Genomic DNA, 13,953 nt, shown 5'->3' with positions numbered 1-13,953 from the left:
TTGTTACAGCCATGGCTGTATTTACGGAGCTGTCGTGCGACGAGGTCGCAGCCTTCTTTCGAGCGCTGGGGCTAGGCCAGCCTCGTTCCGTTCGCGGCATCATGAATGGAATTGAGAATACGAACTACTTCGTCGATACGGACGGGGCAGAGTATGTGCTCACGTTGTTTGAACGCCTCACACTGGAGCAACTGCCGTTCTACGTCCATTTCATGAAGTATCTCGCGGTGCGGGGAATGTCCGTTCCGGATCCGGTTGCCAATGCCGATGGCGCAATCCTTCACTCGCTGAAGGCGCGACCCGCGGTGGTCGTCAACAGGCTTCCGGGTGAAAGCGAGACAGGACCTATGGCGGCACATTGTAGCTCCGTTGGAGAGTTCCTGGCGCGGCTACACCTAACTGGGCTCGATTACCCACGACGACAAGCCAATCCGCGGGGCCTCGAATGGTGGAACGAGGTCGTGCCGGTGGTCGGCCGCTGCGTATCTGACAGACAGCGCTTGCTGCTCGCGAGTGAACTGGCGTTTCAGAACGAAATCGCTTTGTCCTCTACCTACAGGCAGCTCCCCTGGGGGCCGGTACACGCTGATCTCTTTCGCGACAACGTGTTGTTTGAGAAAGGTGTCCTGTCAGGCGTCTTCGACTTCTACTTCGCCGGATGCGACGCCTTTCTGTTTGACGTTGCTGTGTGCCTCAACGACTGGTGCGTCGATACCCGAACTGCCCGCCAAGACGCCACGCGAGTTGCCGCTTTCCTGGGCGCTTATGAGAGCGTCCGCGCGCTAACTCCCTCCGAACACGTGCTGCTTCCCGCGATGCAGCGGGCAGGAGCATTTCGGTTTTGGCTATCGCGTCTCTGCGATTTGCCTCGTCAAGCTGCGCTCCTCAAACCCCACGATCCCAGCCACTTCGAGCGCATGTTGCGTGTGCTTCGGGGAGAGATCGCGTCATCATGAACATCCAGATTGCGGTAGCGAAGATGGGGGCACTATGGCGCCGACCCTAGAGCAGCGGGTACGCGGGCTTCTTTCGCAGATCGAGGCTGAGGGCCTGTATAAGCGCGAGCGAGTCATCAATAGCACCCAGGCCGGCCGGATCCGTGTCGTTTCCCAGGCCTCGGAGCGCGAATTTGTCAATCTTTGCGCTAACAACTACCTCGGCTTGGCCGATCATCCCGAAGTGATCGCCGCCGCCAAGCGAGGCCTGGATGAGTTCGGGTTTGGGATGGCGTCAGTGCGATTCATCTGCGGTACGCAAGCCGTCCATCGTGAACTCGAGCGAACCATCGCTGGTTACTTGGGTAAGGAGGACGCAATCCTGTTCGCGGCCTGCTTCGACGCCAATGGCGGGGTTTTCGAGCCGCTCTTGGATGCGGATGACGCCATCATTTCCGATTCCCTCAATCACGCCTCAATCATCGACGGTGTACGTCTTTGCAAGGCAAGGCGCTATCGGTTCACCAACGGCGACATGAACGAACTTGAAGATCGGCTCAAGGAGGCGGACAGGGACGGGGCTCGTTTCAAATTGATCGCCACAGACGGTGTGTTCTCCATGGACGGGTACGTCGCCAACCTCGCCGTCATCTGCAACTTGGCCGAGAGATACGGCGCGGTCGTCATGGTCGACGACTGCCATGCGACCGGCCACCTGGGCGAAGCCGGCCGCGGCACTCCCACGCTGACAGGCACCAGCCAGAAGGTCGAAATTGTCACAGGAACGTTCGGCAAGAGCTTGGGTGGCGCGATGGGCGGTTTTGTTGCGGCGTCGCAATCCATCATCGACCTGCTTCGACAGCGAGCGCGTCCCTATCTCTTCTCCAACAGTCTCGCCCCCGCCGTGGCAGCGGGTTCGATCAAGGCCATCGCGATCGCAGAAATAGCCGACGACCGACGGCAGCTCCTTGCTGCGCATGCTCGGCGCTTTCGTTCCGGGTTAGAAAAGGCGGGATTCGAACTGCTCGCGGGAGAGACGCCAATCATTCCGGTCATGCTGCATGAGGCGCGGCTGGCCCAGGACATGGCGGCCGCGCTCGATGAACGCGGCGTCTACGTCGCCCCTTTCTTCTATCCCGTAGTACCGAAAGGAAGGGCGCGGATCAGGACACAGATGTCCGCCGCTCTGACGGAGAAAGACGTTGAATTCGCCGTCGACGCCTTCGCGGACGCCGGCAAAGCGCTTGGCGTGATTTGAGAGTTACAAGGGTGTTCACATGAAAGCTATCATCAAAGCAGCATCCGAACCGGGTCTCTGGCTGGGCGAACGGGTAATCCCGCAGATCGGGCCGGATGACGTTCTCATAAAGGTCAACAAGACTGGGATCTGCGGCACGGATATTCACATCTACGCTTGGGACGATTGGGCACAGCGTACTGTACCTGTCCCGATGGTCGTCGGCCACGAGTATGCAGGCGAAATCGCGGAGGTCGGCGCGAACGTCAAGAGCTTCGTGATTGGACAGCGTGTTTCGGGCGAGGGCCATGTTGTCGGCACGAGCAGTCGGGCCGCGCGTGGAGGACGGTTTCACTTGGATCCTGAAACCAAGGGGATCGGTGTCAACATTCCGGGGGCATTTGCCGAATATCTTCGTTTGCCGGCCTTCAATGTCGTGCCGCTACCTGACGCGATTGACGACGAGATCGGGGCTATCCTTGATCCACTAGGCAATGCCGTCCACACCGCGTTGTCGTTCGACCTGGTGGGCGAGGATGTGCTCATCACCGGAGCAGGTCCCATTGGCATCATGAGCGCTGCAGTTGCCCGCCATGTCGGTGCGCGGCACGTCGTGATCACCGACGTAAATCCGTACCGCTTGGCCTTGGCGTCTGATGTCGCTGATGTTGTTCCGGTCGACGTGACCAAACAGGATCTTCGGTCTGTGACGCAGCGTCTCCGAATGAAGGAAGGGTTCGATGTTGGGTTGGAGATGAGTGGTGTTCCCGCAGCATTCGATCAATTGGTGGAAAACTTGGTGATGGGTGGCAAGATAGCGATGCTTGGCATCCCGGCTCGGCCCGCGACGGTCGACTGGACCAAGGTCGTGTTCAAGATGCTCACGGTTAAGGGCGTCTACGGTCGGGAGATGTTCGAGACCTGGCACAAGATGCTTGCAATGCTCGAGAGCGGTCTCGATATCCGAAAAATTATAACTCACCGCCTGCCGGTCGCAGAGTTCAAGACCGGATTTGAGACCATGTGGATCGGCAATTGTGGCAAGATTGTCCTGGACTGGAGAGCGGGGCGGGCACCGCTTTGACGTCCGCCCGCCCGCGTCCATTCCGCTCTATCGGAGCAATCCGTGGTTGGTGCCCACCATCCATCGGATGCGGGACCGGATCGCGCTGCGGCGTGGTGGGCGCTGACAGCAGATCGTCCCTTCTATCGTATCATCAATGCAATACCCTGCCGAACTTTGCTTCTGTCTGATTGCGAAATGCTGTCGGACCCAAGATACGCTGCAGCTCTTGCGGCATCGTCAGATCGTTCTCGCCGCGTCAGGCACTGGCGATTAGTCCGGCAAACCCGAGCAAGAGACGTCGACGCATTATGGCAAGCGCAACTTACCAGCCCCGAGATCGCGAGATTGAAAACGTGTCTCTCGTTCCCTTCGCGAGAGCGCATTTGGAAGGCGCCCTGAAGCTCTCGCAGGAGATGTCTTGGCCCTATCGAATCGAAGAGTGGGATTTCGCGTTGCAGCTGGGCCATGGCTTTGTTCTGCAGCGCGACGGTGCGGTGATCGGGACCGCGTTCTGGTGGCCGTACGGCGAGGCTCATGCTTCCGCCGGGATGATCATCGTCGCGAAAGCCGCCCAAGGGCGCGGCTACGGGGCCCAGCTCATGGATGCGTTGCTAGCGTCGGCGTATCCACGGGCCATCGTGCTGAATTCGACGGCCGAAGGCCAGGCGCTCTACCGGCGCCGCGGCTTCGCCCCCATCGGAGTCATTCACCAGCATCAAGGCATTCCGACGGGGCGGCACGAGGCGCCGCGCCCGAGCCTCGTCAGGGCAATGGCTCCATCGGATTTCGAAGCGATCGCACGCCTCGATCGGCAGGCCATGGGTTGGGCGAGGCGACCGCTGCTGGAACGGCTCGTCCAGAGCGGTGACGGCTATGTCCTGCTGCGTGATGGCATGCCCCACGGCTACGGCATCTCGCGCCGTTTTGGCCGCGGGCTCGTCGTCGGTCCTGTCGTCGCCGAAAGCCAGGTCGATGCACGCGCGTTGATTGAGGCGGTGCTTGCGCGCCTCGGCAGTGTTTTCGTCCGGATCGACACGTCTGCCTCCTCGCAGCTCGGGGAGTGGCTCGAAGGCATCGGCCTGCGGCAGGTCGGCGACGCCACGACCATGGTCCTTGGGACGCAGATGCCATCGACCGGGCCGGCGCGCACGTTCGCGATCGCCAACCAGTCGTTCGGCTAGGAGACATCGAGATGCAACGCTGGGAGATGCGCGGAATGGATATCCAGAACGCCGGGCCCCGCGAGCCGGCTGCGACGGTCGGCGCATTGGCGACGCCGGCCCTCCTGCTCGACAAAGACAGGCTGGATCGTAACCTCGCCCGTCTGTCCTCTCGTATGGCCGCGCGAGGCGTCGTGCTGCGCCCGCATATGAAAACCGCGAAATCCATTGACGTCGCCCGGCGTGCCCATCCATCCGGGGTGGGGCCGATCACCGTCTCCACCTTGGCGGAGGCTGAGTACTTCGCGCAGCACGGTTTCCGTGACATGACTTATGCCGTGGGCGTGGCACCGCACACCGCTGAGAGGACGATGCGTCTGCGTAAAGCCGGCATTGACCTCAAAGTGCTGGTCGATTCGCCTGAACAGGCGACGATGCTGGGCGCGGCCGGACGCGCCGGTGGTGTGACGCCCTCCGCCTTCATCGAGATCGACTGCGACGGTCACCGCGGCGGGCTGACCGCCGCCGATCCCAAGCTCGTCGCCGTCTCGGCAGCCCTGGCCGAAGCCGGCGTCAAGCTCGCCGGCATTCTCACCCATGCTGGCGAATCATACAGCCTTTGCACGCCCGATGCCCTCGTCGTGGCTGCGGAGAACGAAAGGGCCGTGGCTGTGGCGGCCGCGGACACGTTGCGGGCGGCGGGGCATGAATGCCCGGTCGTGAGCGTCGGTGCGACGCCGACCGCGCATTTCGCCGAAGACCTGACGGGCGTCACGGAGATGCGGGCCGGCGTGTACATGTTCTTCGATCTGGTGATGCACGGTGTCGGTGTCTGCACCACCGACGACATCGCGATCTCGGTTCTCGCCACCGTCATCGGCACGAAGCCGGAGAAGGGCTGGATTTTGGTCGATGCGGGCTGGATGGCGCTGTCACGTGATCGCGGCACCGCGGCGCAGCGGATCGATCAGGGTTACGGTCTCGTCTGCGATCTGTCCGGCAAACTCTATCCGGACCTGATCGTCGCGCAAGCGAGCCAGGAGCACGGCATCCTCGCCATCAGGTCCGGATCGGCGCAAGCTCTGCCGGATCTGTCGATCGGCACCAAGATCAGGATCCTGCCGAACCACGCCTGCGCGACGGCGTCGCAACACGAACTGTACAATGTCGTCTCGGCCGGGAACGACGCAGTTGAAGCACAATGGCCGCGGATGCGTGGCTGGTAGGCTCGCAAACGGAGGTGGGTTGCCGCGATGTGCGGACGCCCCGGATTCGTCGGGCGAGATTTCGGAGCCGGGGTATGAAGCTTACATCCTATTGGCTGGACACATCGGAGCCATTCAAGAGCGCCAGCGCAGGACCGGTGCAAGGGACCTGTGACGTCGCAGTGATCGGCGGCGGCTTGACCGGCTCTTCGGCCGCTCTGGCTCTCGCCAAGAAGGGCGCGCGCGTCGTGCTGCTCGAAGCCGAGACGATCGGGTACGCGGCATCCGGCCGGAACGGCGGCATGTGCAACAACGGGTTCGCTCAGGACTACGGCACCCTCTCGGCCAAGCTCGGTAAGGAGGTCGCCGACCGGCTCTACCGAGCCTTCGATGCCGGGGTCGATACGGTCGAGCGCCTGGTGGCGGAAGAGAAGATCGACTGTAGCTTCGCGCGCACTGGCAAGATCAAGCTTGCGGCACGGCCCGAGCACTATGACAAGCTGGCGCGCAGCCAGGAATTGCTCGCCGCCACTGTCGATCCCGACACGGCGATGGTGAGCCGCGCTGATCTCGCCGGCGAGGTGGGATCGCGGCGCTATTACGGCGGGCTCATTTACCGCAAGAGCGCCGGCATGCACGTCGGACGCTTCGTCCGCGGCCTTGCGGAAGCGGCGGCGCGGCGCGGCGTCGATATCCACGAGCATACGCCGATGACGGGCCTGCGATCCGCCGCCGGCGGAGGCCACGAGATCGAGACGCCCAAGGGCCGGCTTCGGGCCTCGCAGGTGCTGCTGGCAAGCGGCATCTCGCACACGGGGCCGCTGGGTTGGATTCGACGCCGGATTGTGCCGGTCGGCGCCTTCCTCATCGTCACCGAACCCTTGCCGGTCGCGACACTCGATCGGCTCCTGCCGCGCCGCCGAATGGCGGTCGATACGAAGAACCTGGTCAACTATTTCCGCACCACGCCCGATAACCGGCTGCTGTTCGGTGGACGCGCGCGCTTCGCGATCTCCAATCCCACATCAGACGAGAAGAGCGGTGCGATCCTGCAGGCTGCGCTGCACGATGTCTTTCCCGAGCTTCGCAGCGTGCGGATCGACTATTGCTGGGGCGGGATGGTCGACATGACGCGCGACCGGCTGCCGCGCGCCGGCGAACGCAACGGCATCTACTATTCCATGGGCTACAGCGGCCACGGCACCCAGATGTCGACGCTGATGGGGACGATCATGGCGGAAGTCATGGACGGGCGCACCGAGCTCAATCCCTGGAAGGACTTCGCCTGGCCCGCCATTCCGGGTCATCTCGGTCCTCCCTGGTTCCTCCCGCTGGTCGGCGCCTATTACCGGATCAAGGACCGCTTCCAATGACCTCGGCCGTTCGATACCTGACGGAAGCCGGCTTCCTCGGCAAATTCTACATCGACGGAGAATGGCGGAAGCCCGGCGGATCGGAGACGGCAGCCGCTGTCAACCCGGCGACCGAGCAGCCGATCGCCGAGATCGCGCTCGGCAATGAGAAGGACGTAGACCTCGCCGTCGCCGCCGCCAGACAAGCCTTCGCCAGCTGGTCTCGTAAGCCGGCGGCAGAGCGGGCATCGCTGCTCGACCGGGTCCAAGGTTTGCTCCTCGAGCGGCTCGAGCTGTTCGCGCAGGCAATCACGAGCGAGATGGGAGCCGCGGTCACCTATGCGCGCCGCGCCCAGGTGCCGCTGGCCGCCGAGCATATCCGCGTCGCGCGCGACAATCTCGCGACCTATTCTTTCCTCACCCGCCGCGGTGGCACCGCGATCATGCGCGAGGCGATCGGCGTCTGCGGCCTCATCACGCCCTGGAACTGGCCTCTCTACCAGATCACAGCCAAGGTCGGTCCGGCGCTTGCGGCGGGCTGCACGGTGGTGTTGAAGCCGAGCGAATTGTCGCCCCTAAGCGCCTTGCTGTTCGCCGAAGTGATGGGCGATGCCGGGTGCCCGCCCGGCGTGTTCAATCTCGTCAACGGGACAGGTCCAATCGTCGGCGCCAGGCTGGCGTCGCATCCGAAGGTGGACATGATCTCGATCACCGGTTCGACTCGGGCCGGGGTTCTCGTTGCGCAAGCGGCGGCGGCAACAGTCAAGCGCGTCGCCCAGGAACTTGGCGGCAAGTCGCCGAACATCATTTTGCCGGATGCCGATCTGAGCCGGGCTGTTCCACTCGGGGTCGGCGCCGCCTTCCGCAATCTCGGCCAATCCTGCAGCGCACCGACGCGCATGCTTGTGTCCCGCTCGCAGATGGCGGAAGTCGAGATCCTGGCAGCAGCGGCTGCTTCTGAATTGGTGGTCGGCGATCCGCTTGCGGAAAGCACGACACATGGTCCGATCGCCAACCGGCCGCAGTTCGAGCGCATCCAGACCATGATTGGTGTCGGCCTGGAGGAAAGCGCCAAGCTCGTCATCGGCGGGCCGGGGCGCCCCGACAATCTTCAGGTCGGCCTCTATGCGCGGCCGACGATTTTCTCGAACGTCCGTCGCGACATGAGGATTGCGCAGGAGGAGATCTTCGGCCCGGTGCTGTCGATCATTCCCTACGATACGGTGGAGGAGGCGATCGAGATCGCCAACGACACGGTCTACGGCCTCGGCGCGCATGTGCAGGGCACTGATATGGACACCGTGCGGAAAGTGGCTGGGCAGATCCAGTCCGGTCAGGTCCATCTCAACTATCCCGATTGGGACCCGAACGCACCTTTTGGCGGATACAAGCGTTCCGGGAACGGCAGGGAATACGGCCGCGAAGGCATGGAAGAATATCTCGAGACCAAGGCCGTTCTCGGATTTTATCGATGAAATTCATCTCGGAAAGCGAATCGACAAGCCTTATCTCTCATGAATCGGCGTTCGAGGCCGTCCGGAAGGCTCTGGTTGCGGCGGCTTCCGCTGACGCGAAAGTGTTTCCGGCCGTGATCGCACACGCGTCGGATCGGCAGAACACCTTCTCGCTCAAGTCGGGTTCAACGCCTGAGTTGGCGGGCCTCAAGATCGGCTCATTCTGGCCCGACAACCCCGCCAAAGGCCGGCCGCGCCATAGCTCGACGATCGTCCTGATCGATCAGGCGAACGGGCGGATCGGCGCGGTCATCGAGGCTTCGGCTGCCAACGCCTATCGAACTGCGGCGGCCGATGCGGTGGCGGCGAATGTGCTTGCGCGACCGGAATCTGAAACATTGGCGATCTTCGGCGCTGGCAACCAAGCGTTGTTCGAATGCTGTGCCCTTGCTCGCATCCTTCCGCTGAAGCGCTTGCATGTGGTCGCGCGCAATCGTGACAAAGCCAATGAATTCACGACTAAACTGTTGTCGCTTGGTGTGAAACTCGACATCCACATCTCGACGGCGGAAGAGGCGTGTCGGCAAGCGGACATCATCGTCACCGCGACGCCGTCGCGGGTCCCGCTGTTCAAGGCCGAATGGGTCCGTCCAGGCACGCACATCGCCGGCATGGGGTCCGACGCGCGTGGCAAACAGGAGTTGCCGAGCGAGATCTACGAGCGTGCGAAGCTGTTCTGCGATCTGCCCGAGCAATCGATCCAGATCGGGGAATTCCAGCATGTTCGTGAAAGAATCGAAAGCGGCGAATTCGTTTTGAACGCAATCGGCACGGTACTCGAAGGGCGCTGTTCGGGCAGGATCGCGCGGGACGATATCACCGTCTTCGACAGCTCCGGGATTGCTCTCCAGGATCTCTATATCGGTCAATTTCTGCTTTCGAGGAGCAAGGTAGCGCCGAGCCCTTGAGGAGCGCGAAGTTGAATCATTAGATCAGATTGCACTGTTCCTGCAGCCATAAAGCAAGATAGTTCGCTTTCCCAGACAGTTCAGTTTCTCCCGCCCAGATAAGGCCATAATGGCTTTCGTCAGGATCGAAACCGGCAGGTGCGATGAGCCGCCCTCTATCTACGTCGTCCGTTGCAAGGACCCGCGGGCTGAGGGCAACGCCCAATCCGGCCAATGCTGCTTCAACGATGAGGAAGTGGTGATCGTAGAAGCGTATCTCCGTGGGGCGCCGCACCGACGGGTGGGTGGAAAGCCACCGCGACCAAGCGTCCGCCCGAGTCTTCGAACCTAGGGCGATGTAGTTTCCTGAGGCAAACACCGGCGCGAGCTGAGGGCTCATGACCGGTCCTACCCTTTCAGAAAAAAGGCGCCGGACGTGCCACGCCTCTGGGAGCGCAAAGTCTAGCCGACGTATAGCAAGATCGATCCGATCGCGGCGAAACTCGACGGGGCCGCCGGCGACTGAGAGATGTAGAGCGATGTCGGGATGGACGGCCTGAAAGTTTGCAAGCCGTGGAATAAGCCAGCGCATAGCGACTGAAGGCTCGCATGAGAGAACGAGGGAATTCTGCTGTGCGTTGGCAGCACGCAAGCTCTCAACGGTTGTCGCCAGCTCGGTGAAGAAACGGCCGAGTGTGAGGTTGAGCACTTCTCCAGAAGCCGTGAGGCGCAAGCCACGTCCGCTTTTTTCGAAGAGTTTGAAGCCAAGGTCTTCCGACAGTTTGGTGATACGGCGGCTCACAGCCCCATGGGTCAAGGCAAGGCTGTTCGCGGCAAGCCGAACCGACCCCAGCCGCGCAGTGGTCTCGAACGCACGCAAGTCGTCCAACGAAGGTATTTCTGATCGCCTCATTGGTGATCTCATATCACCGATGTAGCGCAAAAACTATCGCTTTTTATGTTGAATTTGCTTGGCATAATTGATCCATGCGAACCAATGGCCAATACACAATCGGTATTCTTGCCGACGACCTGACCAGCGCCGCCGATGGGGCCGGTCCGTTTGTCGAGCGGGGTCTGCGAGCCGTTGTCGGCCGACGCCGGCTGCCGCACCAGGAGGCAACGATCGTCGCCGTTGATAGCGGATCTAGATCGGTGCCAGCTTCGCAAGCGGCGCAGCGGCAGTCAGAACTTGCCGAGCAGCTCGCTTCGCGGGTTGTCCTCTACAAGACCGTCGACTCGACTCTTCGCGGGCATGTGACGGCCGAGATGGAAGCGGCCTTCACCGTAAGCGGCCGCAAGATGCTGGTCTTTGCACCTGCGTTCCCTGGCGCTGGGCGTACAACCGTCAGCGGCGTTCAGCTTGTGGACGGCATTCCGGTAGCGGAGACCGAATACGGTCGCGACCCCGTCCATCCGGCGCGACATTCTCGGCTGGCTGAGCTCGTTCCGGCCTCCATCGGAAGCGTCGTCATCCTTGATGCTGCGACACAGGCCGATCTCGACAAACAAGTTGCGGCCCTGCCGGATCCGGAGTCGATCCTATGGGTGGGCTCTCCGGGCATGGCCCTTGCTCTGGCGAAGCGTCTTGCGCCGCTTGCGGTTGCGTCGGACGTGACCGTCGCGGCTTGTGGCGACATTCTTGTTGCTATCGGCAGCGCCAATCCGCGCAGCCATCGTCAGGCCGACTGCATCGCATTGGAGCCTGGAATCGCTCTGCTGCGGGCTCCGATCGAACGGATGAATGATCCCGGATCCGTCCTGCGCGACATTGCTCAAAATGCGGCTCGACGGGTGGCCGACGAGCGTTTCGACATGGTGATCGCCACAGGCGGGGACACCATGGAGGCGATCCTGGATGGCCTGGACATTTATGAGTTCGAGATCCTGCAAGAGCTCGAGCCAGGCTTTCCGCTTGGCCGCACGTCCCTCGGAGATGGACGAGAGCTACTGATCGCCATGAAGGCAGGCGGCTTTGGCGACGACGATACGCTGCGTCGTGCGATCACGCAGCTCCGCCTTGGCACCTCGGTATCAGAACTGGTTGTATCATGACCCAATCCGCTCCCCTCGCCATCACAATGGGCGATGCCTCCGGCATCGGACCGGAGATCGTGGCGAAGACATTGGCCAAAGCCGGCGAAGGCACGGTCGTATTCGGCAGCTACGTCGTGCTGGAGAATATCGTCCATCGCCTGGGTCTCGAGCTGACGGTCAGGCGTATCGCCGGACCTGAAGAGGCGCGCTCTGAGCCGCGGTCCATCGAGGTTGTCGAGGCGACGCAAATCATCGCGCCGCCCCCGCTCGGGAGCGTCAGCGCCATCTCCGGCCAAGCTTCCTTCGATGCCATCGTCGCCGCCGTCGCGGCAGCCAAGGCCGGCAAGGTCAGCGGCATCGTCACCGCACCGATCAACAAGGAAGCGATGGCAAGCGCGGGCATTCGCTATCCCGGGCACACCGAAATCCTCGCCGACTATGGTGGTGCGAAGCGCGTTGCGATGATGTTGGCCAACGATGATATCCGCACGGTTCTCGTCACCATCCACACGTCGCTGCGCAAGGCCATCGACCAAGCGGATTTCGATGCCCAGATGTCAGCGATCCGGCTCGCAAATGAGGGCGGCAAGGCCCTCGGGATCGCGGCGCCGCGCATTGCGGTCGCAGGGCTCAACCCCCATGCCGGCGAAGGTGGTCTCTTCGGCGACGAAGAAATCCAGATCATCCGGCCTGCGATCGAAGCGGCCCGCGCCGAGGGCATCGACGCCAGTGGCCCCTGGCCCGGGGACACTGTCTACATGCAGGCCCGCAAGGGCCGCTTCGATGTGGTCGTGGCCCAATATCACGATCAGGGCCTGATCCCGGTGAAATATCTCGGCCTCGAAAAGGGGGTGAACATCACGCTCGGCCTGCCGTTCGTCCGTACAAGCCCTGATCACGGCACGGCATTCGACATTGCAGGCCGAGGCATCGCCCACACCGGTAGTCTCGAGACGGCGCTGGCTTACGCGCGAAGGCTCGTCGCCACGCAAATTAAGACCAAAGAAGGGGTAGTCTAATGGGCCTTCGCTTCATCTTCATGCTCACGCGCAACGATCGCACCGTCGGGGACGCCTCTGAACAACTCAAGACCGCCCTGAGCCTTGGCGTTCGCCACATCGGTTTCAAGGACATCGGCCTGCCGATTGATCGACTCAAAGTTCTCAACCAGGTCATCAAGGCAGACGGCGCCACCTCCTATCTCGAAGTCGTCTCACTCGACCGGCAAAGTGAGATCGTTTCGGCGAAAGCGGCGGTTGAAATCGGCGTCGACGTCTTGCTCGGCGGCACACGTGTTGACGACGTGCTGCCGATCCTTGCCGGCACCGGCATTCAATACTGCCCCTTCCCGGGTCGCATCACCGGTCACCCGAGCGTGCTCGAAGGGAGCATCGAGGAGATCGTTGAGAGCGCCAAGGGGCTCGCCCTGCGGGAGGGCGTGTATGGCCTCGACCTGCTCGCCTATCGCTCCAAGGAAGACGTCCCGGCCCTCATCAAAGCGGTGTGCGCAGCGGTGCCCAAGCCCGTCTATGTGGCCGGCTCGATTGATACGCCTGAGCGGATCGCCATCCTGAAGGACGCAGGAGCCGCCGGCTTCACGATCGGCACGGCCGCGTTGGACGGCAAGTATCCGGCCGACGACAAGGACGTCGCTCGCCAGCTTGGGGCCATCATTCGTGACGTGGCCGCTCTGAACCGGCACCTCTCCCCACTTCACAAGAAGAACCTGGCCAGCTCGTTCGGGCAGCTCAAGGAGACTTGGTCTCCGAAGATCGCGGGTCAGATTAACGACATGCAGATCAAGCTCGCCAAGTTCGCGGGCGAGTTCGCCTGGCGCTTTCACAGGAGCGGTGACGAACTCTTCCTCGTGCACAAGGGCCGCCTGCTGATGAAGTTCCGTGATCGGGACGAGATCATCGAGCAAGGCGAGTTCATCGTGGTCCCGCATGGGGTAGAGCATTGCCCTGTCGCGCTGGACGACATCTGCGAGGTCGTGCTGCTCGAACCCGGCACATCCATGGATGCCGGCACCGCTCACGACCTCGAAGGCTAGACCGTCTGCCTGCGATCGGAACAAACGCTTGACGCCGTCGACCGGCCTTCGCCGGTCGGGCCTCGATGACCTCAGGCGCGAGTGCTCATCACCGTCCACTTCCCCACAAAAGAAAGGCTGTGGCCATGTCTCTTCTCGTCAAGCTTGACCTCGCCCCCACCGGCGAACCAAAGCACTCCAAGACCCTGCCGGGCCGCCTGGTTTCCGGCGATCCGTCCTACAAGACCTGGGAGCAGGACTCCTCCCGCGCCGACTCGGTGAAGACCGGAGTCTGGGAAGCCACGCCTGGCGAGAACCACTCGATCAAGGGCGAGACCTTCGAGTACTGCCACATCCTTTCCGGCGTGGTGGAGCTGACCGAGGAAGGCAAGGAGCCTCGCATTTTTCGCGCCGGCGACAGCTTTGTGATGAAACCTGTCATTTGGCCTGCAATATTGACCCCCTAAGCCGGGGGATCGGCGTCCAAAATTGACGAGCGAGCGAGGGGCGCATTGCCTCACCCAGAAT

At 62.2% G+C, this 13,953-nt stretch carries 13 protein-coding genes; 12 read left to right on the top strand and 1 reads right to left on the bottom strand.

Going from position 1 to position 13,953, the window contains the following annotated elements; genetic code table 11:
* Window positions 1-11 precede the first annotated feature (11 nt).
* The 8 genes from FXV83_RS35810 to FXV83_RS35775 all read left to right on the top strand — a co-directional run bounded on the left by FXV83_RS35810 (window position 12) and on the right by FXV83_RS35775 (window position 9,377).
* On the top strand, window positions 12-956 hold the full coding sequence (locus FXV83_RS35810; protein ID WP_148744251.1) for a homoserine kinase: 945 nt from the start codon (window positions 12-14) through the stop codon (window positions 954-956).
* A 34-nt stretch (window positions 957-990) separates the two neighbouring features.
* Complete coding sequence (locus FXV83_RS35805) at window positions 991-2,193, top strand: glycine C-acetyltransferase (protein WP_148744250.1); 1,203 nt, start codon at window positions 991-993, stop codon at window positions 2,191-2,193.
* A 19-nt stretch (window positions 2,194-2,212) separates the two neighbouring features.
* The gene (tdh, locus tag FXV83_RS35800) at window positions 2,213-3,256 is read left to right on the top strand and encodes an L-threonine 3-dehydrogenase (protein ID WP_148744249.1); all 1,044 of its coding nucleotides are present in this window, start codon (window positions 2,213-2,215) and stop codon (window positions 3,254-3,256) included.
* Between the two features lie 365 nt (window positions 3,257-3,621).
* A complete protein-coding gene (locus tag FXV83_RS35795) occupies window positions 3,622-4,419 on the top strand; it encodes a GNAT family N-acetyltransferase (protein WP_347341093.1) in 798 nt (265 codons plus the stop codon).
* A 35-nt stretch (window positions 4,420-4,454) separates the two neighbouring features.
* The gene (locus tag FXV83_RS35790) at window positions 4,455-5,624 is read left to right on the top strand and encodes an alanine racemase (RefSeq protein ID WP_235940457.1); all 1,170 of its coding nucleotides are present in this window, start codon (window positions 4,455-4,457) and stop codon (window positions 5,622-5,624) included.
* A 74-nt stretch (window positions 5,625-5,698) separates the two neighbouring features.
* Complete coding sequence (locus FXV83_RS35785) at window positions 5,699-6,976, top strand: NAD(P)/FAD-dependent oxidoreductase (RefSeq protein WP_148744246.1); 1,278 nt, start codon at window positions 5,699-5,701, stop codon at window positions 6,974-6,976.
* Entirely contained in the window at window positions 6,973-8,430 is a 1,458-nt protein-coding gene (locus FXV83_RS35780; protein WP_148744245.1) for an aldehyde dehydrogenase family protein, read from the top strand. Before FXV83_RS35785 ends, FXV83_RS35780 begins: the two co-directional genes overlap by 4 nt.
* The gene (locus tag FXV83_RS35775; protein ID WP_148744244.1) at window positions 8,427-9,377 is read left to right on the top strand and encodes an ornithine cyclodeaminase family protein; all 951 of its coding nucleotides are present in this window, start codon (window positions 8,427-8,429) and stop codon (window positions 9,375-9,377) included. The genes FXV83_RS35780 and FXV83_RS35775 overlap by 4 nt, the downstream gene beginning before the upstream one ends.
* Before the next feature lie 19 nt (window positions 9,378-9,396).
* Here the strand turns inward: FXV83_RS35775 and FXV83_RS35770 are convergent, their stop codons facing one another.
* Entirely contained in the window at window positions 9,397-10,245 is an 849-nt protein-coding gene (locus FXV83_RS35770) for a LysR family transcriptional regulator (RefSeq protein ID WP_235940442.1), read from the bottom strand.
* A gap of 98 nt (window positions 10,246-10,343) precedes the next feature.
* Here FXV83_RS35770 and FXV83_RS35765 point away from each other — a divergent pair, with 98 nt between their 5' ends.
* The 4 genes from FXV83_RS35765 (at window position 10,344) to FXV83_RS35750 (ending at window position 13,892) form a co-directional block, all read left to right on the top strand.
* Window positions 10,344-11,411: a four-carbon acid sugar kinase family protein gene (locus FXV83_RS35765; protein ID WP_148744242.1), complete on the top strand. Its 1,068-nt coding sequence runs from the start codon at window positions 10,344-10,346 to the stop codon at window positions 11,409-11,411.
* Window positions 11,408-12,412: a 4-hydroxythreonine-4-phosphate dehydrogenase PdxA gene (pdxA, locus tag FXV83_RS35760; protein WP_148744241.1), complete on the top strand. Its 1,005-nt coding sequence runs from the start codon at window positions 11,408-11,410 to the stop codon at window positions 12,410-12,412. Before FXV83_RS35765 ends, pdxA begins: the two co-directional genes overlap by 4 nt.
* The gene (locus FXV83_RS45245; protein WP_148744240.1) at window positions 12,412-13,446 is read left to right on the top strand and encodes a cupin domain-containing protein; all 1,035 of its coding nucleotides are present in this window, start codon (window positions 12,412-12,414) and stop codon (window positions 13,444-13,446) included. The genes pdxA and FXV83_RS45245 overlap by 1 nt, the downstream gene beginning before the upstream one ends.
* A gap of 125 nt (window positions 13,447-13,571) precedes the next feature.
* Window positions 13,572-13,892 (top strand): cupin domain-containing protein, encoded by a 321-nt coding sequence (locus tag FXV83_RS35750; RefSeq protein ID WP_148744239.1) that lies wholly within the window; start codon window positions 13,572-13,574, stop codon window positions 13,890-13,892.
* Window positions 13,893-13,953 lie beyond the last annotated feature (61 nt).

The organism is Bradyrhizobium hipponense (assembly GCF_008123965.1).
Lineage (GTDB): Bacteria > Pseudomonadota > Alphaproteobacteria > Rhizobiales > Xanthobacteraceae > Bradyrhizobium > Bradyrhizobium hipponense.
Note: the sequence above shows the minus strand (reverse complement) of the source record. Positions and strands in the feature narration are given on the sequence as shown.

Bases quoted from the DNA above. Each gene is read 5' to 3' on its own strand.
- FXV83_RS35765 (WP_148744242.1), top strand. From the start codon at position 10,344: ATGCGAACCAATGGCCAATACACAATCGGTATTCTTGCCGACGACCTG.
- FXV83_RS35775 (WP_148744244.1), top strand. From the start codon at position 8,427: ATGAAATTCATCTCGGAAAGCGAATCGACAAGCCTTATCTCTCATGAA.
- FXV83_RS35780 (WP_148744245.1), top strand. From the start codon at position 6,973: ATGACCTCGGCCGTTCGATACCTGACGGAAGCCGGCTTCCTCGGCAAA.
- FXV83_RS35810 (WP_148744251.1), top strand. From the start codon at position 12: ATGGCTGTATTTACGGAGCTGTCGTGCGACGAGGTCGCAGCCTTCTTT.
- tdh (WP_148744249.1), top strand. From the start codon at position 2,213: ATGAAAGCTATCATCAAAGCAGCATCCGAACCGGGTCTCTGGCTGGGC.
- FXV83_RS35750 (WP_148744239.1), top strand. From the start codon at position 13,572: ATGTCTCTTCTCGTCAAGCTTGACCTCGCCCCCACCGGCGAACCAAAG.
- FXV83_RS35790 (WP_235940457.1), top strand. From the start codon at position 4,455: ATGGATATCCAGAACGCCGGGCCCCGCGAGCCGGCTGCGACGGTCGGC.
- FXV83_RS35785 (WP_148744246.1), top strand. From the start codon at position 5,699: ATGAAGCTTACATCCTATTGGCTGGACACATCGGAGCCATTCAAGAGC.
- FXV83_RS35805 (WP_148744250.1), top strand. From the start codon at position 991: ATGGCGCCGACCCTAGAGCAGCGGGTACGCGGGCTTCTTTCGCAGATC.
- FXV83_RS45245 (WP_148744240.1), top strand. From the start codon at position 12,412: ATGGGCCTTCGCTTCATCTTCATGCTCACGCGCAACGATCGCACCGTC.
- pdxA (WP_148744241.1), top strand. From the start codon at position 11,408: ATGACCCAATCCGCTCCCCTCGCCATCACAATGGGCGATGCCTCCGGC.